We start from the raw sequence: 25,464 nt of genomic DNA on the forward strand, positions 1-25,464 counted from the left end.
AATCAGTTCTGAGACTTTTTGAGATTTGGTGATGATTCCCACTGTTCTATTTTTTTACCTTAACTAGTCATCTTCGATTAAAACTGTAACAGCTGCGATCGCAATCAACATTTCGTCATTTTTATCATTGAGTTCGGGAATCGCCCGCCCTTGAACTATCATCCCCCCAGATTCTACGGTGAGGGTTTTTCGCCCAAATGGTAGTACAGCTAGTACTTCTTCTTCCCTAACTTGTTCTGGGTATGGCACTGCTACCTGAACCTCTATAATCATTTCATTGGGATGACTTAAACCTGCAACCTCCCAAACACCAGGTAAGGCATTGTGAGCGATCGCATTCCTTACTGCCCTAGATGCTGCTACAGTTGGTTCTTGTCCGTGTTGATCTATTCCCATCCCCATCTCGATAATCAAGCGTTTACGTGCCATTGCTACCTTTAGTAAATCTTGTATCTTTCACTTTATCTTTATATTTGGATGCAATACAGTAATTCTCGGATGAATCAAGTACTCCATTAAATAAAAATCTCCAATCTTTTATTTGAGGTGTGTTACGCCGAAGTAACTGTTCTGTCGTCATGTCTTTTATTTCCATAGTTTCTCCGAGAAATTTACTTTATTTACCTTTGGTAATCAGCCAACCTAAAGCGATTATTAGTTCATTGGGGTATGAGTACCATTCGCACAGAAAACCGGGTTAAGAGATATTACATGAGTAATACAAGCATGTTTAGAAGCTGAAATCCTCATTTTCTCGTTGAGTAGTGACCTTAGTTCTGGATATAATCCTTATATAATAAGGCTTTCAAGTTTATCCTGGTTTTAGATTCGCCTGCTACTCAAACCCCGTTTCCAAGATTTTGGTACTTATATAAATAGATAATTACTGATCCTTTTTTAAAAATTTTAGGTTATTAATTTAATTAATCTCTGAAAAATAAAAATTAATTCAAGAAGGAGTCAGAATACATTCGGTTTTAGGAGATGTTTTCGCAAGAGAGGACACGCTCAATCTGATATTGAAACAACGTAAAATCAGGGATTTTCAAACATCTGCGTAACATAACTTGATAACGTGTCCCATTTTGCCGTTATCTCGGCAGATAGTCTCTATGGGATGATTTTTTCTGTCCACTTCCCTTAGCCTTTCTCTTCAACAACCGATCATTATTGATGTAGCCCGCCAATTTAGTCTGCTGCGTATGTCACCATATATTCAACAAGTAAATTTCCCTTCAGCAACTTGTGATGACAGATTACTATGGGATACATGGATGTCCATTTTCCATTTTCCTACGCTTACTGTTGCAGATGAACTGGGGCTATTTCCTCTACTAGAAAAGTCTCCTGCAACGGCTGCTGAAGTAGCGAAAAGCCTTTGTTTAGGAAACCGTTCCACTGAAGCACTCTTAGGAGTCCTGACATCACTCGGTTATCTCGTTCAGCATTCAGGAACGTTTTACATCACTGATGTGTCGCGAAATTTCCTCCTTCCCAATAGCCCTTACTACTGGGGTGGAATATTGCATTTAATGCGAACTAATCCACTATCTCACTCATCTCTGCTAGAGGCATTACAAAAAGATAAGTCTACCATCTACAAAGATCAAGATATTTGGGAAGCTCACGAGATAGACCCAGAACAAGCCAAAGCCTTTACCAGACACATGCACAGCCAGACAATCTCTCCCGCCTTATGTGCTGCTAAAACAGGAGACTTTGCAGATGTCAAACGTCTTCTTGATGTGGGTGGTGGCTCTGGTGCTTTTAGTTTTGCCTTGGCTCAACATTATCCAGAAATACGTTGCACTGTCTTAGAACTGCCAGTAGTCTGTAGGATAGCAGAAGAATACATTTCTTCTGCTAGACTCCAAGAACAAATAGATACTTTAGAAGCAGATTTCTTTAAAGACCCCTTTCCTGAAGGTTACGATGCAATTTTATTCAGTAATATCTTTCATGACTGGGGGCGAGAAAAATGTCTCCACTTGGCACGTAGTAGCTTTGAAGCATTGCCGAAAGGAGGTCATATCTACCTTCATGAAATATTGCTGTCAGACACTAAAGATAGTCATCTAGTTGCAACTTCATTTTCGATGTGCATGGTTTGGATGGCTGAGGGCAAGCAATTCACAGCTGATGAGCTTCATCAACTGCTGACAGAATGTGGATTTGAAAATATATTGGTCACTCCAACCTCCGGTTACTATTCTCTCGTCAGTGGTAGAAAACCCTAGATAAAGGCGACATCAATTTTCAAACAACCGCTGTTTTGCTCCGAAGAGCTTTTAGGCATAGAGCCTGCTGTAGCATGTTGACTGCTTGGACTACCTCGTGCGGCTAGGAGCAAGACCTTAGAAATCAGCCAATGGCAGAAGTAAGCATTCGTTCATAGATTTACCGCTATCGCTACATCAATCTGATTCCCTTGAAAGACACCCAAAAAGCTTTGCGAGTCTTTTGGTGCAAACTAACGCTCACCCGTTAGTCCGATGGCAAAGTACTTTACCAAAATGCCTTCATCACTCGCCATTCACTGATAGCCGAGACGGTTCACTCCCGGTTCGCCCATTGTTTCTGGAGTTAGGAAAAAGCTGATTAGGCTTTTACTTCTCAATCTAAATGCTGCATAAGCAAACAAAATCTACATCAGAAAAAATATTGGGTTTTATATGTTTTCAGATCATATCAAAGACATCTTAAGCAATAAAGTGTGGCTCGTAACTGGAGCTAGTGGATACGTAGGTTCAGAATTATGTAAAAAAATCAAAGCAGATTATCCTCATATTTATTTGATAGCAACGGATGTAAAAGCTCCTAATCATCATTGGTATGATGAGTTTATTACTAGCTCTTTAGAGATTCCTGATAACGAGGTGGTTCAGAAAATTTTAACAAGCCAGATTGATCTGGTAATCCATCTGGCAGGTGTTGCAGTTGAAGGATGGTGTTTTGAGAACCCTTTTCAAACTTGTGAATACAATATACGTGCAGTCTCTATTCTATTAGAAGCCATACGAAAAAGTACTTACTCCTGTTCTATGATTCTAAGTACAACAGATAAGGTCTATGGACGGGATGCAACCCAAATAAAACCCTATCTTGAAGATGAACCTTTGGTGGCAAAAAACATATATGAAACCTCTAAAATCTGTGCAGATTTGATATCGCAATCATATTATCTGACTTATCAAATACCATTATCAATCGTGCGTTTTGCTAACATCTACGGGGGTCTAGATAAAAACAGTTCACGTCTAGTACCACGGACTATAAAAAGATTACAAAATGGTCTTACTCCTGAATTACGTTTGACAAAGGGCGGTCAGGAATATACGCGAGATTTTATTCATATCTCTGATGTTGTTGAAGGTATTATTGTGGTAGCTAAAGCCTTATTAGAGCAGAAGCCAAATATTATTGGTGAAATCTTTAATATTAGCAGTGGCCAAGAATATAGGGTAAGAGATGTCCTAGAGAGTATCATTAGTATCTTCAACCCAAGTGAGAAATATATTGAGGTTGAAGAAGGAGTAAAATATTTAGAGATTGTCAATCAGTGCGCTAGTAATAACAAGATGAAACAGCTACTAGGATGGGAACCAAAAATTTCCTTAATAGATGGGTTGCTAATGATTAGAAATGAGTACGGGGATCAACTGAAGGCGGAACACAATTAGATAGCCAGGGTACTTTACCCCTATTCCCAGATATGCGAATCAATTTACATTGGTATTTGAATGACAAATTCTGTACCCTTGCCTGGAGCCGAAATACAGTTTAACTGACCTCGATGTTGTTCTACTACAATCGAATAGCTAATTGACAATCCTAAACCTGTGCCACTGCCTACTGGCTTCGTAGTAAAGAATGGTTCAAATATCTTATTTTGTACTGATTCGCTCATCCCCATTCCGTTGTCGATAATCTGGATTGAAACATATTTTTGTTCTTGTATTTGAGTACGAATTGTAATAGTTGGTTGGTGATTTACCTCTAATTCTTTTAGGGCATCAATGGCATTACTGAGAATATTCATGAATACCTGATTTAAAGCGGATGGATAACAATTAACTAAAGGTATTTGACTGTATTCTTTAATGAGTGAAATTTCTGTTTGTCTGCTAATACTTTTGAGCCGATGCTGTAAAATTAATAGCGTGCTATCAATACCTTCGTGAATATCTACTGATTTGATTTTGGCTTCATCTAAACGGGAAAAATTACGCAGTGATAAAACAATTTCGCAGATGCGGTCTGCTCCTACTTGCATCGATTTAAACAGTTTTTGTAAATCATTCACCAAAAAATCTAGTTCCACATCAGCAATTTTTTCTTCAATTTCTGGTATTGGTTGCGGGTAGTTTTTCTGGTATAAATGATTTAATTCAATTAAGGATGTAACGTATTCACTCGCTGGTTTGATGTTGGCATAGATGAAATTAATCGGATTATTAATTTCGTGGGCAATACCAGCAACTAATTGTCCCAAACCGGACATTTTTTCCGCTTGAATTAGTTGGGCTTGAGTGTGTTGCAGTTCCTGTAAAGTTGATTCTAGCTGCGTTGCTTTTTGTGTTAGCTCTTGGGTGCGTTCGGAGACTTTTTGCTCCAAACTATGGGAATATTCCTCTAATTGGCAATACAACTTGGCATTTTCCAAGGAAATAGCTGCTTGGGCGGTGAGGAGTTGAATGACTTGCAGGCGATCGCTCGTAAATGCTCCTGTGGTGAGATTATTTTCTAAGTACAGGATGCCAATTAATTTTCCTTGCTGGCTAATGGGAGTACATAACACGGATTTGGGTTGGTGGGTGGTAATATAGCGATCGCCTGCAAATTGGGCTGAATCGCTCAAGTTTTCAAACACAGTCGTCTTTTGTGTCCGCGCTACCGCATAAATAACACTTTGGGGAATTTCCTGACATTCTTCGAGGAGGATTTCTAACCTGTGTGTTTGCTCTGAATTGGCTTGAGCAACTACTAACCATTGTTCGTCTTGGCGGAGAATTAAACGACCGATTTGCGCTCCCGCTGAAGTGATCGCCATCTGTATCAAGGTTGCTAACAGTTTTTCTAACTCAATTTCTTGTGAGATAACTTGTGCTGCTTTGATTACCGCCGGAACATCTAACCATAAATTTGGGCTGCTATAGACGTTAGTGAAACTTCTCATCAAGGTTGGGGCGATGGTTCCCTCATGGGTGATGGGAAGGGAAGAGGGTGGGAGAATCCCCGCGAGGAGTTGGGGATATTGTTGTTCTAAATGGGTAATTTTGGCTTTTGCACCCCAGCGAGCGTAGCAGTAGTAAGCTTCCTGCATATAGCTGGTGGCGACTTTCTCTTTACCCCAATCTAGGTAAAATTTAGCCGCAAGTTCATTGGCTAAGGCTTCTTCTTGGATATAGCCGTTTTCCTTGGCGAGGGCGATCGCGCGATCGTAGTATTCGATGGCTTCGCTTTTCTCTCCCAAAACTCGACAAATTTCAGCTTTGACTAGATGAAATTTGTGGAGGATATTCATTGGGGCATGATTAGCCCAGGTTTGTAATTGACTTTGATTTTTCCTGACTAGATCGAGATATTCTGAGCGTTCCTCTGGTTCTAATGTTTGGGCAAGCCCCAATAGTGCCAGCGACTGATAGAAATTATGCACCGTAGGATAGATTTTGCCAACAACAAAGTCAAGGTAAGTCCTAGCCTTATTTGCATTTTCAATGGCTTTTGCATAGTCACCCTTGAAGTAATTTAGTTGGCACTTAGCAAAGTAAGCACTAAACAAAGGTATATTATATTGCTTCTTTTTCAAGCTATGGAAAGTATCTGCCTCATTGAGATTTTCAAGGGTAATCTGTACATCTCCAATGTGGGAATTTTTCAGGTTGATTCCTATCTGCTGCCAGATCGCAAGATCGTCATGTATATACTCAATCTTGCGGCTTAATGCCAGATATTTTTCGTATCTTGCATTAGCATCATCAAGAAATGCACCTGTTAGAAAATAATAATGGCAGTAATCTTTTAAGCTGTACATAGCATATTCTATATCCCCTGTGTCTAAACCGCTTTGAATGGACTCTAGCAAGCCATCAATCGTTGCAGAAAGAGGTTCTTTCCAGGGACATATCATCGAATAAAAGAGAGCATATACCTTGCTTTTCAAGAAACGAGCATCGTATTTTTCAAGAATTTTGAGCGAAAGTTGACCAAATTGATAACCCAATTCAATATCGCCCATAAACCCACAGAGTAAGACACCATAAAAAGCATAGGTGAACGCAGCAATTGGTGAATTGCCATGCTGAGTGCATAATTTGAGCATGGTTAGGGTTACAGGCAACATGAGTCCGGGCTGGGCAACATACGCAGCACCAATAACCGACATGAGAATTTCCATTGCTTTGAGCTTTTCGGGATGACTCATCTCTGGGAGGTTTAGTAGTTGCTCAAAATCAACGCTGCTAGGAGGTTCGGATTCCAATGGAATGCCTAATAAGTTCAGAGCCACCAAAGCAGTCTCAATAGAGGTTTTGGGTTGTCCAGAGGCAGTATTTATTCGCATTTTTAGCTCATAAGCTGCACATTTATCGAGTAAAATATCCGTTTGATCGAGAACTGTTTCGATTAAACTAGATGCCAACTCAAAATGACCTGTAAGGGTTTCAACTTCTGCTCTTTCTAGAAACAATTTTAGGGATAGCTGATACTGCTTTTCCCAATGGTCTGTTGCCAATAAATCAATACCAGCAACAAAGTAGTTAGAAGCAGCTTCATAAGCAGTAGAAATTCTGGCTTTATTTCCTGCCGCCAAGTTTAACTGGGCAAGTTCTTCACGTTTCGAGAGGCTAACAATTAATGAACTGCCGATGTTCAGGTGATGAACAATTTCAAAAAGCTGATTTTCCTTATCTACCTCTGAGAGATTCTCTAGGAGTAAGTTGCCAATACGATAATGAGTAGATTGCTTCTGATCTTGAGGAATCAAAGAACAAGTAGCTTGTTGGACGCGATCGTGCAAGAATTTATACTTAGCTGTCTGGCGATCGCTAATTTGACTGTATTCATAACTATCTTGATAAAACTTATAAACCTCACTTTGGGGTAAAATAAAATCTGACTGCAAAGCAGCCCATAAATCAGTAGCCGTTTCTACCTCAGATAATTCGCAAACAATCGCCAATGTTTGTAAATCAAATTGATTGCCAATACAAGCAGCTAACTTTAAAACTTCTTGTGTTGACTTTGGCAGTTTTTGTAACTGCAATGCCATAAATTCAACCACATCCGAAGTGAATACTCGCTGAATCACTCCTGCAATATCACATTGCCAACAGCCTAAATCAAAGTTAAATTTAATTAGTCCATCTTGATGCAATGCTTTGAGAAGTTGTGTAGCAAAAAAAGGATTACCTTGAGTTTTATGATCTACCAATTGAGAAAGAGGTAATGCCAAAGTTTCTGTACACTTAAGTGTCTCAGCAACTAATTCATTCACCTTACCTTGATTCAATGGAGCTAAAGTAATAGTATTGATAGTTGCTGCCGTTTTTTGAATTTCACTCAAAGTCAACATTAACGGATGGGTTGGATTGACTTCGTTATCACGGTATGCGCCAATTAAGAAAAGATATGCTGTATCAGCCATTAATAACTGAATTAATTTCAGCGATGCCCAATCAGCCCATTGCAAATCATCTAAAAACATCACTAATGGATGTTCTTTACTAGTCAAGACTTGGGTGAATTTCTGGAATAATAAATTAAATCTATTTTGTGCCGCAGTTCCTGATAATTCCTTTGCTGGTGCTTGAGTACCAATCATTATTTCTAATTCGGGAATAACTTCAACAATTACCTGTCCGCTCTCACCTACAGCCTCTAAAATTTTGGTTTTCCATTGTTGGATTTTGGCATCATTTTCTGTTAACAATTGCCCCATTAAATCCCGGAATGCTTGCACAAATGCAGAAAAGGGAATATTTCTATTAAATTGGTCAAATTTTCCTTTGATAAAATAACCACGTTGTCTAACAATGGGTTTATGAACTTCGTTAACAACTGCTGTTTTGCCAATACCCGAAAAACCAGCTACCAACATCATTTCGGTTGTCCCCGTACTGATGCGCTCGAATGCTTGGAACAGGTTTTCTACTTCGGTTTCTCGTCCATAAAGTTTATCAGGGATAATAAAGCTGTCACAAATATCCCGCTTACCAATCTCAAAGTTTTCAACTTTACCAGTTTCTTTGATGTGATACAAACATTTTTCTAAATCATGCTTTAAACCTAAAGCACTTTGATATCTATCTTCGGCATTTTTTGCCATCAATTTGATGACGATATCAGAAATAACTTGGGGAATTTCTTTACTGTCAACTAATACTGGTACTTGTTTCGCAATATGACAATGCACTAATTCCATCGGCTCATTTGACTCAAAGGGCAACTTTCCTGTGAGCAATTCGTAAAAAGTTACACCCAAAGAATAAAAGTCAGTCCGGTAATCAATTCCCCGATTCATCCTTCCTGTTTGTTCTGGAGAAATATAAGCAAGTGTACCTTCTAATGCATTAGGGCTGATGAGCGTTTGGATTTCTCGCGGTAACAAAGAGGCAATACTAAAGTCAATTAGCTTTACTTGTTTGGTTTCCGGGTTAATTAAAATATTGCTGGGTTTAATATCTTTATGAATAATTCTCTGACGGTAAAGAATATCTAAGATGTCACATAGAGATATGGCTATTTGTAAAAATTCATCTAGAGACGCGACATTATTATTATTGGCAAAATAATCCTTGAGGGAAATTCCCCCAAAGTCTTCCATCACCAATATATAACCATTTTGGTAAGGTTCTAGGCTATAGGTGTGGATGATTCCTCTTAAGTTGAGATTTTTGGCAATGGTATATTGATTGCGAAATTGTACGAGTTCGCTAAAGCTGGGATAAGGATTTTTCAGCAGCTTGATGACTACTCTTAAGGAGTCGGTTTCTTGATACCCTCGATAAACAAGGGTTCTGGAACCATTGTAGAGTTCTTCAGTTATGTAATATCCGGGAATACTAATTAGATTGCTAACCATGCTGCTAAATCCTGACGATTTCTGGATTTAGTATTCCCATGATAGCCCTCAATTAGCGTATCAACCAGCTTATGGACGTTCCATCGTCAGACACGGCGGAACCTGGGAAGGCGATGACTTTCAAGAGTGTCTTCAGTCGGTTTACGCCACTCGTGGTAAAGCCAAATTCGATTATGACTTAAATCCTTTTGAGTAATGTACCTACTAGATACAAACCACTGTAGCTTTATCATCCTCGGCGAACCAAACGTTATTCGTCGTATAGCTGAGGTTGGAGAATTAAACATTGCTACTTGCGTAATTGTGCAGGGAGAACTTACATATATGATTACTTGTTCTAAAAGGTTTTTACAGCTTGGTGGTGGTGCTATATTTTTTACTGGAGCCTCAGCGAGTATTACAGCACTTCCTGCTGCTATGAGGTACAGATACTTGGAATGCTATTAGCACAGGCAAACGGTAATTCGATCAATTAGTGTACCTCATAACTTTGGTAAGTGCTGTAAGGTTATCCTCTGTCTACTCCTTTTGCAATGGGTAAATTTGTACTGCGTGGTTTGGCTCAGAGTATTGCTAGAGAATTAACACCAAAGAACATCCATGTCGCGCATTTTGTAATTGATGGGGCAATTCGTTCAGCAGTTCGCCAAGATCCATTAGATAATCCTGATAGTACTCTTGACCCAGATGCGTTCGCGCAGTGTCTCCAAAGGAGATTCGCTCAAACTTATCTCAGTATTCTACGCCAGCCCCGTAGTGCTTGGACTTATGAAGTAGAACTACGTCCTTGGGTAGAGAACTTCTAGCCTAGACAATTGTTACAACGATGGTTTTGCAGGTATGAAAATTGATTTTGGTGCAACTGCTGTTGATTATGCAAAACACCGCGCTGGTTTTCCCAGTTCATTATTTAACAGACTGTCTGAATATGGTATAGGTTTACCAGGGCAGAATATTGTTGACCTTGGTACGGGAACAGGAACACTAGCACGGGGCTTTGCTGATAGAGGTGCTTATGTAATTGGCATAGATCCATCAGCATCACTTTTAGAACAAGCCAGACAGTTAAGCGAATCTGCCCAAATCAAAGTAGATTATCGAGTCGCAACTGCCGAGAATACCGAGTTACCAGACGTAAGTGCCGATGTAGTCACTGCTGGACAATGTTGGCATTGGTTCGATCGTCCGCGTGCTGTCCAAGAAATTACTCGGATATTGAGAAAAAATGGCTCACTTGCGATCGCACATTTTGATTGGATACCCTTAAAAGGTAATGTAGTTAAAGCGACAGAACAACTGATTCAGGCTCATAATCCCGCGTGGAATCTGGCTGGCGGCAATGGCTTGCATCCCCTGTGGTTACAAGACATTGGCGAAGTTGGATTCCGAGATATCCGCACATTTTCTTACGATGTATTTGTATCTTATACACACGAGGCTTGGCGGGGACGAATTCGGGCTAGTGCTGGCGTGGGAGCCAGCTTGACACCAGAAAAAGTAGAAGTATTTGACCAAGAATTGGCAAAATTACTTGAATCAAAATATCCTACACCAATCCTTCAGGTTCACCATAGAGTTTGGGCAGCGATCGCCAAAGCACCAGAATCTAATTCGTAATTACGTACAAAACAATCACACAATTTTAGGAAAAATAGCCATGATCGATCTTTATTATTGGGCAACCCCAAACGGTCATAAAATCACGATTTTTTTGGAAGAAGTCGGCTTGCAACATACCATAATTCCTGTGAATATTGGCGCTGGAGATCAATTTAAGCCCGAATTTCTCAAGATTTCTCCTAATAATCGGATGCCTGCGATCGTTGATCGCGAACCGGTAGATGGAGGTGCGCCGATTTCAGTATTTGAGTCTGGGGCAATCTTGCTATATTTAGCAGAAAAAACCGGGAAATTAATCCCGCAAGATTTACGCCAACGCACTCAAGTTTTAGAATGGTTGTTCTGGCAAATGGGCGGGCTGGGGCCAATGGCGGGACAAAATCATCACTTTAGTGTCTATGCTCCCGAAAAAATTGAATATGCCATTAAGCGTTATGTGAATGAAACGGGACGCTTATATGCAGTACTGAATAAGCAACTAGCGGATAAAGAATTTGTGGCTGGCGATTATTCCATCGCCGATATTGCTGCTTATCCCTGGATTGTGGCCCATGAGATCCAAAGTCAGAATCTAGAGGATTTTCCTCACCTCAAGCGGTGGTTTGAGACAATTAAAACCCGTCCAGCAACAATTCGCGCCTACGAGAAAGCCGAAGCATTCAAAACTCAAGCCCTCGATCCAGATAAGTTACGAGATTTGTTATTTAACCAGTCGGCGAAAACTATTCAACCTTGAGCCTTTTGAATTGTCTTATGGGTATGGTAGGAGGCTTGATGTGTATTCTTAGCGATCGCATTTTTCCAAAATTGGATACTGTTTGTTTTATTTTTGAATTTTGAATTGTTAATGTGGTTGCTATAGCGATCGCTCTGCTCTCTGTTTGGTTAGTCAAGCAGAAGCAATACAACACTTGACTTGAATAGTTGTAATTCAAGACTCCCCGCTTCCTCCGAAGTTCCGATCCTGTTAGAATGCATCGATGTCAAAAAAGCAACATTTCTTAAACAAAAAACCCGGTTGGTCTTTGGATGAGCGAGATCCAAAGTTCATAGAATCTGTAATGCCTCTATTGGGCTTTTTCTATAAGTACTATTTCCAAGTTAAAACTAGTGGCTGGGAGAATGTTCCCCACCAAGAAAAAGTCCTGTTTGTTGGTTCGCACAATGGCGGACTCTCATCTCCCGATATGGCGATGGTCATATACGATTGGTTCAAACGATTTGGTGTAGAGCAACCCGTTTATGGTTTGATGCATCCCAAGGCTTGGCAGGTTAGCACACCACTAGCGCAACTGGTCGCCAAGGCTGGAGCAATCATTGCTCATCCGAAAATGGCTTACACTGCCTTGCACTCTGGAGCTAGTGTGCTAGTTTATCCAGGTGGAGCCGAAGATGTCTTCCGTCCGCATTATTTGCGTAACAAAATCTACTTTGCGGGGCGGCAAGGATTTATTAAGTTAGCGTTGCGAGAAAATGTGCCGATTGTGCCTGTGATTTCCTGGGGCGCTCACGATACGCTGATTGTATTGGCTGATTGCTACAAAATTATGCAGCAACTCCACGAATGGGGAATGCCTTGGTTGCTTGGGATCGATCCAGAAGTTTTTCCGATCTATCTGGGGCTACCTTGGGGATTAGCAATTGGCCCCTTGCCCAACATTCCATTACCTGTACCCATGTACACGCGGGTTTGTCCGCCAATTGTATTTCAACGCTACGGTCGAGAAGCAGCTAGCGATCGCTACTATGTTGATGAATGTTATGAATTAGTTGTTAGTCAGATGCAGCAAGAGTTAGATGACTTAGTGGAGCTAACTGCTAAGACTAATTCTCTACGATGATAGATATTAATAATTTAGTCTGCATCCTTTTGGCAGGGGAATTCCAGAATCTTTCTCCCCCTGCCCCCTGCTCCCCTGCCTCTTCAGTCAGAGCGATCGCCACAGTGAATCTGAATCAAGATGGTAGATTTTCGTACAAGTTGGGTAATCTAAAAGCAGACATCGCCTAAGTGCATCAGGAATTTTATTCTTTCTTATAAGTGCCTTTTAACTTTTGCTTTGTTCGGTGAATGCGGTATTGCAATCGCTCGCACTCATCTAATTAAAATCAGGAGCTAGTAAAGCATAAATGAGCCTACTGTTAAAACATCTTTTAGCAGCCAACAATAGACTCCCTAACCGTTACAAAAAACTACTAAGTGGCCTTGCTCTATCACTGTGCTACCTGAGTTCTGGCATCCAATCTGCTCAGGCTGAAGGTAGCCGCACTCTGTATCCCAGTAGTGCTTCTGCCAGCAGTAGCAGAGCTAACCTAGAATGGCGTACTGATACTTATGGCGGTCTTGTCCTGCGGCGAACGTTGCTAAAAGTTTATGCCAATAAAGATGAGTATATTCTTTTGGGTTCCAGCGCAGTTGGGGTAAATAATGGTAATGTTCGCGTTTACAACCCCGGTCGTGTCAGTGGAAGTATTGGCAGTGAAACTGTTCCTAACACACCAGATTTTGTGTGTACTTCCCAAGCTGGAAGAGGGGTTATCTCAACTCGTCAACAGGAGTTAAATGGCCCCCGTGCTATTTCTGGTGGAGGTAATCCCAACGGCTATATTCCCTGCTACTACAAAGCTCCATCTACTGGAGTTTATGACATCGTTTTCTATGGGCCTGATGGCGGTAGCTCTTCAGCTAATGGCGCTCCTACTGGTGAAGTGAATTTGAGTAATGGGAACAACTTTAATGCTCAACAAGGAACCAGTGTTGCAGCTTGGGATGTAACGGTACGCAGCAGCGATCAAACTTCAACAACCGACTTAAACGGACGCTTATTCAGCTACTATCTAGCCCTCTTTACTGGTAATAACGGTCGATATCTCAACTTCCCCGTTTATCCAGTAACTACAGATGGCTACCGATATAAAGTAGAACTCAGAGGCACAGATCCGAATGGATTCGTTCTCTATGGTAATCAAACTGGCTTCTTTGACAGTGACGGTAAATCACCTCTCTACCACGACATACTAGGGGCCGATAGTCAACTGGCAAATCCCCAAGGTGGTGTCAGCTTGGCTCGTCCCCAATATGCTACCTTTTTCAACTCCATCGATACCAACGTCCTTTCATCCGTTGAACGTTACAAACCAGATGGCACTTCAGACGGAACTGGTATTCCCCTTAGCCCAATTATTCCTGTTGTCACTAACTTACAATTCAACGGCACAGTTACAGGAAATAATAGTTCATTCGGCACTGGTGGTGCTTTATCCTTTGGCAGCAACGTTACAGGTACTTACGAGCTCATTATCAGCCGAGACGGCACTAATTTCGATCCCACTAACTCGCAAAATCGTCTTTTGCGAGGGATTATGACCATAACGGGACAGCAAACGGTTAGTTGGGATGGTAAAGACAACAGTGGCAACTTTTTCGCAGTTGGTAGTAATTACAAAGTCAGTGTCAGAACCTTTGGAGGTGAATATCACTTTCCCCTGCTAGATGCGGAAAATAATTTTACTGGTGGCCCTACCATTACAATGCTGAATGCCACTAATCCCATAGGCAACAGCAGAGCATTTTATGACGATCGCGGTTATAAAACCATCGGTGGTACTCAAATCGGTACTTCTGGTCAAGTACTATGTGGTGCTAATCCACCAAACCCAGCCTTCAGCGACCCGATTAATGGTTTTGACACCGCCAGCAATGACCGGAAATTTGGTCAAAGTACTCTCAGTAGTAATAACGGTGGTAACGCCGGGACATCATGCAACGGCTCTTTTGGAGATACCAAAGGGCTGGATTTATGGACTTATTATCCTGGTCAAACTCAACCGACTCCATTAAACATTATTGATATAGTTTCACCGAATGTCGGCAAAGTCATAATCAACGAAGTTTTGTATAGCGAAACGGGTACTGCTACTAACACTAACGATGAGTTTATTGAACTGTATAATCCTTCTGCATCACCTGTAGATTTGAGTGGTTTGAAGTTAGCAGACGGACATCTTACTGCTAATGATAATGATGGTACTAACGGCTTTACTTATACATTTCCTAACGGCACAACCTTACAAGCAGGACAATATGCTGTAATTTGGATTGGGGATAACAATGCCAACCATCAAGCAACAGCAGCAGCTTTTCAAGCTTGGTTGGGACAGACTCCCAAACTCAACAACTCTGGTGATGATATTTGGTTGTACGATAATCAGAATAAAATTATTGATTACATCGCTTATGGCGGTGGTAGTGAGGTGAATACACCTCCTGCAAGTGTTCTCAATCTTTGGGACAACACCTATCAATCTTCTTTGGCTGGGGCCAATGTGGGACAATCTATCAGCTTGACCCCCAATGGTAAAGATACTAATGTCAGTGCTTGCTGGGAAGCAAGTACCAGTGGGAATGCCAGCACACGATGTCCAAACTACTTACCAACTAGAGACACTGATACTATAGGTAGTCGTGTTACCAGTGTTGGAGAAAATAATAACGGTGCTACTGCTGCTAATGCAAAGCTTCTGTTAGTTAAACGCATCACCCGCATCAATAACCAAGATATCACCGACATTGTAGATGGTCGCAGTGATGTTGCTGTGACTGCTGCCAATTATGTCCCGGAACCATTCGCCTCTGATGATAACTATGTGACATGGCCTGCTGGCTATCTGCGGGGATTAATTAATGCTGGGACTGTCAAACCAGGAGATGAGTTGGAATACACTATCTACTTTCTCTCCAAGGGCCCAAGTGATGCGACTAATGTTAAATTTTGCGATCTAGTTCCTAGCAGTACTACTTTTATTCCCACTGCGTTTAATGGTAATACTCCTGATGATGGTGGCTTAACAGTAGCAGATCGAGGTATTGCCCTTGCTCTTGGTTCTAGCAGTCCCACTGTTTATCTCACTAATATAGACGACGCAAGCGATCGCGGACGCTTTTATGCTGTTAACGATCCAACCCCATCATACTGCGGTACTAACACCAACGGGGCTGTGGTGGTTAATATCACACGGAGTCCAGATTTACCCAAGTTAGTCAAAGATTTTTATGGCTTTGTTCGCTTCCGCGCCAAGGTTAAATAATATAAAGTTATGATTTTAACTTCTAACTCCTAACTATTTCCCTACCCGCCGCTAACTGGTGGAATCAGCACCACTTCATCACCATCTTGTAGTAAAGTATCTGGTTCGACAAATATTAAATTAATGCCAAAACGGGTAATTTCACGCCATTGAGAGAGTTCGGGGTGTTCAGCTATGAGGCGATCGCATACTGATTTGACTGGTATATTATTGGGAAATTCCAGCACTAATTCCGAAACCTTAAAGGCTTCTTGATAAGCAGCGAACAGTTTGACGGTAACGGTAATTGCAGATTTAGACATACAACATGCTTTGGCAGTACCAGCAAGTAGTTTAATACTTGACAAGCACCCTGAACTCTTGGACTTAATTATACATTACAATGTCAATCTTTCTATATTAAAAAAGCTATTGCGATGATTGCGAATATCCTCTATATTTTGTCCAGGGTTAGCATTAGACTTAACAATAGACAATAAAAAACGAGAACCTATTATTCGTAATTCATTTGGTATTACATGAGTTGGTATATCAAAAATCCATCCTGTTCCTGCCCATGCAGTATTTTCTGACCTTTCCCAGATTACCTTTGTGTATCCACCATCCAAATGAAAAATTATTCTTACAGTTTCTCTGGCTAATAAAAATTTTTCATTCATTAAAATAATTATGTAAATATATTTTTAAAAGGGCGGGCAAGATGCCCACCCCACAATAATTACAAACTTTATACCTGTTAACAAACACCCAGATTCTTTAGCATTTGCCGCATCATAACCGATCGCATTTTTAGTCCAGCGTTCTTAAAGCTAACGATCGACAGACAAGTATTTTTACTTTTTATCCCCTGAATAATCTGATTTTCATGAAACACTAGGATCGTCAGCAGTTTTGATCTCTTTCAATAGTCGTTCGACTTGGTTAACTTTTTCACCTCTATTCTGTGCTTTGAAGATATTTAAAGCTTTTTCTAGAGAAGAGAGTGCCTCATCTTTTTTATTTGTTTGCCACAATACTAGTGCAAAATTAGTCAGGGCTTCGCCATAATTAGGATTTATTCCTAGAGCTTTTTTATATTCAGTCATGGCTTCTTCCCAGCGACTTTGGCTAGCGTAAACCATACCGATCGCATTGTAAGCTAGAGCATATTTGGACTGGAGGCGAATGGCTTCTTGATAAGAGCTAATTGCTTCGTCTGGTTTCTTTTGCCGAAAAAGCACATTTCCCAGTTGAAAGTGTCCAAAGGCATCATCTGGGAATTTTTTAATGAATTTGCGTAAATTTTCTTCTGCACCTGTTAAGTCTCCCTGATTAAATAAAGCATTGGCTTGTTGCAGCAGTTGCGATCGCTCTGGCGATCCTGTGCCTGACTGTGCTAGTTTTTGTGGTTGTCTCTGTACATCCGGTTCAGGCGAATGCAGATAAACTTTTCCAGAAGCCGCTAATGCTAATGGTGATAAACCAATTACAGCGATCGCACTCAGCGTTATGCCGCTAAAAGATTGAACAAATGCTGATTTCAGTTTGCGCTTTACCTTCATCGCCCTGAATGCCTCAATAATGTTCTTATCTCCATAATAAAATGTGAGTGCGTTAGTAGGGGAACATAACAACTGTGCGCCCCTACAAGGTCATTTCAAATTATTTACGTCCCTTCTCGCAATTTATCCAATACGCTTCTATCTTCTAATGTCGAAGTATCACCAGATACCTCTTGTCCAGCAGCGAGATTCCGCAATAAGCGCCGCATAATTTTACCCGATCGCGTTTTGGGTAAAGCGTCTGTAAAGCGAATTTCTCCCGGACGGGCGATCGCACCTATTTCTTTAACAACGTGCTGCTTAAGTTCTTTAATCAGTTCCTCACTTCCCTGATAAGTGCCTTCTAGAGTCACAAAAGCAACTACTTCTTCACCTTTGAGTTCATCGGGTTTACCCACTACCGCCGCTTCTGCAACCGCTGGATGAGAAACTAAGGCTGATTCTACTTCCATTGTACCAAGGCGATGCCCTGATACATTCAGTACGTCATCAACACGACCCATTACCCAAAAGTAGCCGTCTTCATCTTGTCTTGCACCATCACCAGCAAAGTAAGTATAATTACCATTTTGGGGCGGAATGTGTTCCCAATAGGTGCGGCGGAAGCGTTCTGGATCGCCGTAGACTGTCCGCATCATTCCTGGCCAAGGATGACGCACCGCCAGATAACCACCTTCGTTATTGGGTACGGTGTTTCCTTCTAAATCCACGATATCTGCGATAATTCCAGGGAAGGGAAGAGTTGCGGAACCTGGTTTTGTGGAGATTGCTCCTGGTAACGGTGTAATCATGATACCGCCTGTTTCGGTTTGCCACCAAGTATCAACAATTGGACAGCGATCGCCACCAATTATTTTCTGATACCACATCCAAGCTTCGGGGTTAATGGGTTCGCCAACGGTTCCTAGCAAACGCAACGAAGACAGGTTTCGCGCATTGGGATGTTGTTCGCCCATTTTAATAAATGCCCGAATTGCCGTAGGTGCAGTATAAAAAATATTAACGCCGTATTTTTCAATCACATCCCATGTACAACCAGGATTAGAAGCACGGGGCGCACCTTCATACATCAACGTAGTTGCACCGTTGGAAAGGGGGCCGTAGACAATATAGCTGTGTCCCGTAATCCAGCCGACATCTGCGGTACACCAATATACATCTGTGTCTTGCAGGTCGAATATCCACTTGGTGGTGATATGGGTATACAAATTATAACCCGCAGTTGTATGCACTACGCCCTTCGGTTTGCCCGTACTACCAGAAGTGTAGAGGACAAACAGCATATCTTCGCTGTCCATTGGTTCGGCGGGACAATCGGCTGATACTCCTTTTTGTAAATCATGCCACCAATGATCGCGTCCCCCCAACTGCATATCAGTTTCTTGTCCGGTGCGCTTGACAACGAGGACGTTTTGGACGCTGGGAACAGCACCATCAGCTAAGGCTTTGTCTACCTGTGCCTTCAGAGGAACGATCGCATCTTTGCGCCAACCACCATCAGCCGTGACTACTAATTTAGCTTGAACATCAATTAAGCGATCGCGCAAAGCTTCGGCACTAAAACCACCAAATACTACGCTGTGGGGTGCGCCAATTCTCGCACAGGCTAACATTGCGATCGCAGCTTCGGGAATCATCGGCATATATATACCAACGCGATCGCCTTTTTGGACACCCAGTTGCTTCAATACATTGGCAAACTGACAAACTTCTCGGTGCAGTTGGGCATAGGTAAGGGTACGAGAATCACCCGGTTCTCCTTCCCAAATCAAGGCTGCTTTATTTTTGCGCCAAGTAGTGAGATGTCTGTCAAGGCAATTGTAAGAAATATTCATCTTACCGCCAACGAACCATTTAGCAAAAGGTGGTTGCCAATCTAATACTGTATCCCATTTTTGGAACCATTCTAATTCTTTTCCAGCCAAATCTGCCCAAAATTGCTGCGGATCGGCTTTGGCTTTGTCATAAAGACGCTGATAGTCGTCTAAGCTTTTGATATGGGCGTTCTGCGAGAATTCACTAGGAGGATGAAAGAGGCGATTCTCTTGGAGGATTGATTCGATATTTGGTTCAGACATGGTTTAGTTATGAATGCGATCGCTATTATTACTAAAAACTATTCTTAGCTTACTTGTGCTACACGGTGTTTAGATTTTCATTAAGCTCGGTGGAAATTGCCGAGTCATTTAGTTTACATTGATTTTCAGCTACTAAAAGCAAGCATCGAAAATTGTAAAGATATGAGATTGCAGCCTATCTACCGGGAATGTTGCAAAATATAAGTAGTATTGACAAACAACGCCTGAAACTATGACGCTCACCGTCGAAGCTAGCAGCCTATCTCTCAACGATGTTCATCGCTTTCTTAAATTAGATAAGCTTGCAACTGGTTCATTTACAGACTTCTTGAGTCTAGAACCACTCTCCGAGTTTGAACAGCAGGATTTATTGCGAATCAGAAACGATTTTGATCGTTACTTAAGTTATCGTAAAATTTCTGAAGGTTTAGTCAAATTTTTAACAATTGCGCCACTAATGCGGTTAGCCGGGTTTTACGATGTGCCAATTCGGTTGACAATGGAAGATAGCGTTGCGATCGCAGTTGAAGATGAAGACAGAAGAATTACCGGACGGATGGATATTTTAGCAATCAACAGTCCTCAAAGTAAGATTGCGCCGCCATTTTGGGTTGTAGTGATTGAAACGAAAAATAGTGCGATCGAAGTTGGTGAAGGTTTACCTCAATTACTCACTTATGCTTTTAAGAGTTTAGAGCAACAAACATCAGTTTGGGGACTAGCAACTAACGGACTGCGTTATCAATTTGTTTATCTAAGACGTGACGAACAGCCAACTTATGACTTAATGCCATTATTAAGTTTAAACGAATCTCCAGATGCAATTGAGTTATTGCAAGTATTCAAAGCTATCTGTAAGTTACCAGATTTTCAGTAGATAAATTGTGGAGCGATCGCGGATGTCGGAACCTGCTACTTTAGAATTAATCTCTGATAATATTTCAGAGGAAGAAGTGATTTTTCCTCCTGGTGATATACTGAGTGACGAACCACCCTTGGAAAGCGATTTACACCGTGACCAAATCGATTTGCTGATTCGCATCCTAAAATTATGGTGGCGAGAAAGGCAAGATTTTTATGCTTCTGGGAACTTGACGGTTTATTATAGTCCTAATCAGAAAAAATCAGAATATTTCCGAGGCCCAGACTTTTTTGTAGTTTTGGGAACGGAGAAAAAAGACCGTAAGAGTTGGGTAGTTTGGCAAGAAGATGGTAAATATCCCAATGTGATTGTGGAAATTTTGTCAAGTTCAACCACAGCAGTTGATAAAAGTTTAAAAAAACAAGTTTATCAAGATACCTTCCGTACACCAGATTATTTCTGGTTTCACCCTGTAACAATGGAACTTCAGGGATTTCATTTAGTTGATGGGAAGTATCAAGAAATCCAAGTAACCACTGATGGACGTTTGTGGAGCCAGCAGTTAGAACTTTATTTGGGAGTATATGAAGGTAAATTAAGATTCTTCACTACTGAAAATCAATTAATATTATCATCAGAGGAACTAGCTGAACAAGAACGTTTACGTGCTGACCAGGCAGAAGAACGTGCCCAACAAGCAGAGCAAAAACTTGCTCGATTGCGGGAAGTATTACGCACACAGGGCATCGACTTAGAGAATATTTAACGACATCAGGAAATTAATTGAGTCCACTTTCAAGTTAAAATTTAGTTATAAATGTGTAAAAAAAGCGTTATCTTCTGAAAGTAGGGCATAGTTTGCAAGCAACAGAGATTAAGGATAAATTAAAGTCCCTTACCCTGCAAGCTTCCTCGGTAGATGAGAATTTGGCGAGAAGATTAGATGAAATCAATCGTTGGGTAAAAGATATCAAGCCAGGTTCCCTGACTGCAAAACCATTTGTGATTGCATTTCTCTTAGAGGTAATTACGGATTCTACTATTTGGCTGATAATCAAATCCTTACCTTCGGAAGAAGAACAAAAAGCAAAGTTCCAGTTGATGACACCGATTGAGAGATATTGGTATGGTTATCTATTTCCTAGATGGATTAATGCAAGTGACTCCAAGTTTTATATTTGGAAACAAAAATTGATGTCAGGTGAATTTAATCAGGTTGATGATGATATCATTAAATCAATAGCCCAAGATGTTGTTAGTCGAGAAGGTAGTTTTTGGCAGCGTTATATCGCCGACCTATCGATGGCAACAGACCTAATTGTTAGTAGTCGTAACAATCAACCGCTTTGCATTCAAGTTACTAGTGTCTCTGAAGAACTTAATTACCAAAAGTACCAAGCTTGGCAAAATACACTGCGATCGTGGGATATAGAGAGAGGATTGTTCTTAAGTTACAATCCCAAAGATACCAATTTTGTCAACCAGTTAGTCAACGTGGCCCTGTATAACAGTGATTACCTTTCTGGTGGCAAATATTTAAAATTTTCGTGAACTTTAAGGAATTTGATATTCCAGATTTGTGTTCAGCCTACATACTTACGTGCTAATTAGAGCTTTTATGGCTAACAAAAGAGAAACTCACTGCAACAATCAAGTAGATACATTTGCTGAAGCTTTAGCAACAGCGCGACAAATGCAGCAAAACTGGCTAACTTACGGAGTTGATTTTGTAAATTTTTACGTTGAAGATGTAGATGGAGACTGGCTAGAAACTTGGGGACATGACGAAATTTTAGGTAATTCTCAATTAGATGCTATCAAAGAATTTTTGGTAAGTCATGATAGTGTAGCTGTGAAAGTAAGAGAGCATTTAGGCGAGCGATCGCTATTTGATTTTGCAGTAAACTTAGAAGAATCTTGGAGAATTTATGAACCTAATGACAGATTATCTGCTGTGAGAAATCTGTTAGCTGGTGAAGGAAATAGTCTTGATACACATAATATCAGGTTATTTAATTTAGTAAACAGTCTGCTAGTAAAGTTGGCAGAGATTTTGTGAGATTTTGAGTTGCGTAGTGGTAGAGTAAACTATGAACTTAATGACACACCTTGAATAATTCGATTGTTAGTTTTGCGTAAAATTGTGACAATTGAGGACGGAAATTGAAACGCAGAGGGACGCAAAGGTAAGCGCAGAGGTACGCGGAGAATTGGCTACTGTAGTTGTAGGGTGTGTTACGGCTTCCGTAACGCACCATTTCAGTATGCTAACGCAGTGACACACTCTGCATTTTTTCAAAGTGCAAAGAGCCGTTTGGCATCAAAAAACACTTTTATCAAAATAGCTTTACCAACAAAAGTTAAATAAGTTTCCCTTTTGGGAACTATAGACCTATTGAAGCTCCGGCAAGTAGGTCAAAAGCATTGATTAGTGAAACTGCAACACTATTAGACATCTCCGAAAAAGAAGATAAAAGCCTTGTGCAGTCAGGATCGATACCTCAATCCTGGAGATGTCTATTGTATCCCTCGGTGGAAAAATTAGTTAACGAAATTGTGGCAGTTAACCACGCTTGGAAAGTCGCTCGTGAATTATTTGGAGAAGATTCACCCTTATCTATTTCTTCACGGGATTTAAAAACCTAATCTTACTACTGATATTGCAAAGCAAGTGAACATAGTTGACAATTCATACAAAAATTTGAATGAGAAATTTGACAATAGTCTCCAGTCTTGGCAAGGTCATCTTGAAGTTTCTATGCAAAGGACTGTTGACTCACAGTTAAACTTTTTCCAGCAAGCAGATACTTCTATGTCTAGAGTTTGCGGACGTTTACTACAGACAGCAGAAGTGCTGGCTGCTGCACATGATAACCGCCAATTTGGTAATGGTAGAAGCAATGATGGATGATTTTATCAGAGGTGAAATGGATGCAGAAATTATAGAGGATGATGACTCTAGTATCTATCTGTCTATTAGCGATCTGATGTCTGGTTTACTAATGTTTTTTGCTTTGCTATTTATTACTGCACTACTCCAGCTTGCACAAAAGGATGTACCAAAACGGGTAGTAATTGGTAATGTTGTCGGGCAGATGAAAAGTAACAACATCAATGTCAAAGTTAACCCAGATACTGGGGATGTCAGTATCCAAGAATCAATTCTTTTTGCTAAGGGAAGTACAGAACTAAAACCAGAAGGGAAAGCATTTCTACGTCGCTTTATTCCTGTTTACAGTGGGGTTATTTTCTCAAAACCAGAATTTTAGCAGGAAATTAGCCGTGTAGTTATAGAAGGTCATACTAGCTCAGATGGAGACGATAAGACCAATCTACAACTAAGCTTGTTGCGATCGGCATCAGTTTACAAATATATTTTCTATGATATGAATTTCCCTACCAAAGCACCTTTAAGCCAAAAAATATTAGCTGCTGGTCGTGGAGAAATTGAATCTGACAAAACACGTGATAACCCAAGCGATCGCAAGGTAGTTTTCCGTTTTCAGTTTCGCAGTGATGAGTTAAAGAAAGATATCGTAAAAACCTCTCTTTAAAGGAGAAATAATTTTGAATTCTCAATCTTCCATTCTTTCGCTACCTGAAACTCCCCAGTGTAGTCCTAATCAACTTATTCAGCTTGCGAGGAACTTACCAGATGCAACAATATCAATACCAAGTGTTGATAAAGTATTAGAAGCTATTGAACAGGGTAAAGCCGATCGAGTAAGTAAGTTAGACTGGATTTACTGCATCCATGCTAAATCACAATGGGATCGGCAAAATATTGACCGATCCGGGAAAACATCAGCAGCTATTTGGAACGTAGCAATTTCTAATTTATGGTTGCAGCATCAGCTATTGTGGCGTTTAGCTCTTTATTATGGCGATCGGCAAGAACAGGTGTTAGCAAAGTCTCTAGCTGAATCTTTTGATATCTTTGCTAATTCTGACCTAGTTAGTCACCTGCTACCAGTTCAAATTATTCGGGCGTTTTGCAGTAAAAAACCAGGTAGAGAATTAGCGAAACTTGCTTGTGAACAGCGTATTAATCGAACTGAACTTCTAAACAAAATCCGAGAATATTTACCTGTTTGGATTCCATTATTCAGCAATTTCATAGAAGATATAGCCCCCTATTTCACTACAATTCGTTCTCCAAATCAGCAGCAAGTAAGATGGTTGTTAAGTTGTTTGGATGAAATGTCAGAGAGTCAGCAAATAAAAGCTGTTAATCATTTGCTAACTAATGTTTCCAATGATATAGCAAGCAATCATTCTTTACTGGTTGATTGGTTGAGACATAACTATAGAAATGGTGAAAATTGATATAAACTTTCAGATCCAGCAAGGCAAAGACTTCGAGAGTGGATTGGAGGTATCAATTATGGTGATTTCCAAAAGTTAGTAAATCTAATATTGAACAAGCTGAATTTAGAAAACTTCGAGTCAAATCGGCTATGTAGTCGCAGGGATTTTTGGGCTAATTACAGTAACCGCTTTGAACGACTTCGCATCTTGTTACCCAAGACATCACAAATTGCCATAGGGTATCAAATCCAAGGTGATGTTGATCTATTAGAGGATGATGGTAGCGACCCAACAGAGGTCTGTATATTCGATTTTGGTGAGTGGTTTGTAGTAGAATTCTTTCGTGGAAGAGGTGGTGAGACGCGCCTGTTTCCTAAAAATTCCACAAATGAGCAAATCCTTTTTGGTGAATCAACACTTTCAGTCAAACAGATTCGCTGTTTGGGTGGCGATAAACACGATCATGTATTTCTCTGGCAAATATTTTCCCGCACCTGGCTTGCAAATAATGGAATTTTGCCTAATCCAGATACCCAGCCTTCCAGAAATCCGACAGCAGATCAATTACAACAGCGAGAACACAGGCTTGAGCGATGGAAAAGAGAAATTGATTATCTGGAACGGGAAGCTAGAGCCTACTGTAACAAAATTTGTTTTTTAATAGACTGAAAATTATTACTAGGACTTACACTCGTGACGACAAATTAAGCCTTTGCGATTACTTCGCTTCGCTCGTAATGACGTAAAATCGTAGTCAAAAGAAAGGCGATCGCACTGCCTAGATGTTAAAACTTTTGATGTATTGACTTATACGCAAATTACCCCACTTGCACTGAAATCGCATCCATTCAACCCTCTTCAAAATGCACCACAAGCACGTTAAGC

Annotated in this window: 24 protein-coding genes and 2 pseudogenes; 20 read left to right on the forward strand and 6 right to left on the reverse strand. The window is 40.7% G+C overall.

The window, feature by feature from the left end:
- Nucleotides 1-63: 63 nt before the first annotated feature.
- A complete protein-coding gene (locus V7K55_RS13685) occupies nt 64-429 on the reverse strand; it encodes a Lin0512 family protein (RefSeq protein WP_334771255.1) in 366 nt (121 codons plus the stop codon).
- A 773-nt stretch (nt 430-1,202) separates the two neighbouring features.
- Here V7K55_RS13685 and V7K55_RS13690 point away from each other — a divergent pair.
- Together V7K55_RS13690 and V7K55_RS13695 are read left to right on the forward strand one after the other, a co-directional pair.
- Complete coding sequence (locus V7K55_RS13690; protein WP_334832085.1) at nt 1,203-2,237, forward strand: methyltransferase; 1,035 nt, start codon at nt 1,203-1,205, stop codon at nt 2,235-2,237.
- 435 nt (nt 2,238-2,672) lie between these two features.
- Complete coding sequence (locus tag V7K55_RS13695) at nt 2,673-3,680, forward strand: NAD-dependent epimerase/dehydratase family protein (RefSeq protein WP_334832087.1); 1,008 nt, start codon at nt 2,673-2,675, stop codon at nt 3,678-3,680.
- Between the two features lie 44 nt (nt 3,681-3,724).
- Here the strand turns inward: V7K55_RS13695 and V7K55_RS13700 are convergent, their stop codons facing one another.
- Nucleotides 3,725-9,082: a trifunctional serine/threonine-protein kinase/ATP-binding protein/sensor histidine kinase gene (locus V7K55_RS13700; RefSeq protein WP_334832089.1), complete on the reverse strand. Its 5,358-nt coding sequence runs from the start codon at nt 9,080-9,082 to the stop codon at nt 3,725-3,727.
- A 40-nt stretch (nt 9,083-9,122) separates the two neighbouring features.
- Between V7K55_RS13700 and V7K55_RS13705 the strand changes: the two are divergent.
- The 8 genes and pseudogenes from V7K55_RS13705 to V7K55_RS13740 form a co-directional block, all read left to right on the forward strand.
- Nucleotides 9,123-9,278: pseudogene (locus tag V7K55_RS13705) on the forward strand (DUF2281 domain-containing protein); the annotation flags it as partial.
- Complete coding sequence (locus V7K55_RS27530) at nt 9,278-9,529, forward strand: hypothetical protein (RefSeq protein ID WP_442949088.1); 252 nt, start codon at nt 9,278-9,280, stop codon at nt 9,527-9,529. The pseudogene V7K55_RS13705 and the gene V7K55_RS27530, both read left to right, overlap by 1 nt.
- Nucleotides 9,530-9,615: 86 nt before the next feature.
- Nucleotides 9,616-9,888 carry a hypothetical protein gene (locus V7K55_RS13715; protein ID WP_334832091.1) on the forward strand — a complete coding sequence of 91 codons (273 nt, stop codon included), beginning with the start codon at nt 9,616-9,618 and terminating at the stop codon, nt 9,886-9,888.
- A 34-nt stretch (nt 9,889-9,922) separates the two neighbouring features.
- Nucleotides 9,923-10,699, forward strand: coding sequence for a class I SAM-dependent methyltransferase (locus V7K55_RS13720; protein ID WP_334832093.1), 777 nt, complete (start codon nt 9,923-9,925; stop codon nt 10,697-10,699).
- 40 nt (nt 10,700-10,739) lie between these two features.
- A complete protein-coding gene (locus V7K55_RS13725) occupies nt 10,740-11,438 on the forward strand; it encodes a glutathione binding-like protein (RefSeq protein WP_334832095.1) in 699 nt (232 codons plus the stop codon).
- Nucleotides 11,439-11,682: 244 nt separating this feature from the next.
- A complete protein-coding gene (locus tag V7K55_RS13730) occupies nt 11,683-12,543 on the forward strand; it encodes a lysophospholipid acyltransferase family protein (RefSeq protein WP_334832097.1) in 861 nt (286 codons plus the stop codon).
- Entirely contained in the window at nt 12,540-12,713 is a 174-nt protein-coding gene (locus V7K55_RS13735) for a hypothetical protein (protein ID WP_334832099.1), read from the forward strand. The genes V7K55_RS13730 and V7K55_RS13735 overlap by 4 nt, the downstream gene beginning before the upstream one ends.
- Before the next feature lie 119 nt (nt 12,714-12,832).
- Nucleotides 12,833-15,790, forward strand: a complete 2,958-nt coding sequence (locus V7K55_RS13740) for a lamin tail domain-containing protein (protein ID WP_334832101.1) — start codon at nt 12,833-12,835, stop codon at nt 15,788-15,790.
- A gap of 41 nt (nt 15,791-15,831) precedes the next feature.
- Here V7K55_RS13740 and V7K55_RS13745 read toward each other — a convergent pair whose 3' ends face one another.
- From V7K55_RS13745 to acs, 4 genes are all read right to left on the reverse strand, one after another.
- Nucleotides 15,832-16,092, reverse strand: coding sequence for a MoaD/ThiS family protein (locus tag V7K55_RS13745; protein ID WP_334832103.1), 261 nt, complete (start codon nt 16,090-16,092; stop codon nt 15,832-15,834).
- A gap of 75 nt (nt 16,093-16,167) precedes the next feature.
- A complete protein-coding gene (locus V7K55_RS13750) occupies nt 16,168-16,449 on the reverse strand; it encodes a hypothetical protein (RefSeq protein WP_334832105.1) in 282 nt (93 codons plus the stop codon).
- A gap of 204 nt (nt 16,450-16,653) precedes the next feature.
- Nucleotides 16,654-17,331 carry a tetratricopeptide repeat protein gene (locus tag V7K55_RS13755; RefSeq protein WP_334832107.1) on the reverse strand — a complete coding sequence of 226 codons (678 nt, stop codon included), beginning with the start codon at nt 17,329-17,331 and terminating at the stop codon, nt 16,654-16,656.
- Nucleotides 17,332-17,435: 104 nt separating this feature from the next.
- Nucleotides 17,436-19,409: an acetate--CoA ligase gene (gene acs, locus V7K55_RS13760; RefSeq protein ID WP_334832109.1), complete on the reverse strand. Its 1,974-nt coding sequence runs from the start codon at nt 19,407-19,409 to the stop codon at nt 17,436-17,438.
- A 232-nt stretch (nt 19,410-19,641) separates the two neighbouring features.
- Here acs and V7K55_RS13765 point away from each other — a divergent pair, with 232 nt between their 5' ends.
- The 10 genes and pseudogenes from V7K55_RS13765 to V7K55_RS27540 all read left to right on the forward strand — a co-directional run.
- Entirely contained in the window at nt 19,642-20,286 is a 645-nt protein-coding gene (locus V7K55_RS13765; RefSeq protein WP_334832111.1) for a restriction endonuclease subunit R, read from the forward strand.
- Between the two features lie 22 nt (nt 20,287-20,308).
- Nucleotides 20,309-21,037, forward strand: a complete 729-nt coding sequence (locus V7K55_RS13770) for a Uma2 family endonuclease (RefSeq protein WP_334832114.1) — start codon at nt 20,309-20,311, stop codon at nt 21,035-21,037.
- A 92-nt stretch (nt 21,038-21,129) separates the two neighbouring features.
- Nucleotides 21,130-21,822, forward strand: coding sequence for a hypothetical protein (locus tag V7K55_RS13775; RefSeq protein WP_334832116.1), 693 nt, complete (start codon nt 21,130-21,132; stop codon nt 21,820-21,822).
- A gap of 67 nt (nt 21,823-21,889) precedes the next feature.
- Nucleotides 21,890-22,330, forward strand: a complete 441-nt coding sequence (locus tag V7K55_RS13780; RefSeq protein WP_334832118.1) for a hypothetical protein — start codon at nt 21,890-21,892, stop codon at nt 22,328-22,330.
- Between the two features lie 365 nt (nt 22,331-22,695).
- A complete protein-coding gene (locus V7K55_RS13785) occupies nt 22,696-22,917 on the forward strand; it encodes a hypothetical protein (protein ID WP_334832120.1) in 222 nt (73 codons plus the stop codon).
- A 25-nt stretch (nt 22,918-22,942) separates the two neighbouring features.
- A complete protein-coding gene (locus V7K55_RS13790; protein WP_334832122.1) occupies nt 22,943-23,182 on the forward strand; it encodes a hypothetical protein in 240 nt (79 codons plus the stop codon).
- Nucleotides 23,139-23,540, forward strand: coding sequence for a hypothetical protein (locus tag V7K55_RS13795; RefSeq protein ID WP_334832124.1), 402 nt, complete (start codon nt 23,139-23,141; stop codon nt 23,538-23,540). The genes V7K55_RS13790 and V7K55_RS13795 overlap by 44 nt, the downstream gene beginning before the upstream one ends.
- Before the next feature lie 21 nt (nt 23,541-23,561).
- Nucleotides 23,562-23,825, forward strand: a complete 264-nt coding sequence (locus V7K55_RS13800) for an OmpA family protein (protein WP_334832188.1) — start codon at nt 23,562-23,564, stop codon at nt 23,823-23,825.
- 13 nt (nt 23,826-23,838) lie between these two features.
- Entirely contained in the window at nt 23,839-24,597 is a 759-nt protein-coding gene (locus tag V7K55_RS27535) for an EH signature domain-containing protein (protein WP_442949089.1), read from the forward strand.
- Between the two features lie 15 nt (nt 24,598-24,612).
- Nucleotides 24,613-25,248: pseudogene (locus V7K55_RS27540) on the forward strand (EH signature domain-containing protein); the annotation flags it as partial.
- Between the last annotated feature and the right edge of the window lie 216 nt (nt 25,249-25,464).

The sequence above is a fragment of the Nostoc sp. genome (assembly GCF_036919895.1).
Lineage (GTDB): Bacteria > Cyanobacteriota > Cyanobacteriia > Cyanobacteriales > Nostocaceae > Nostoc.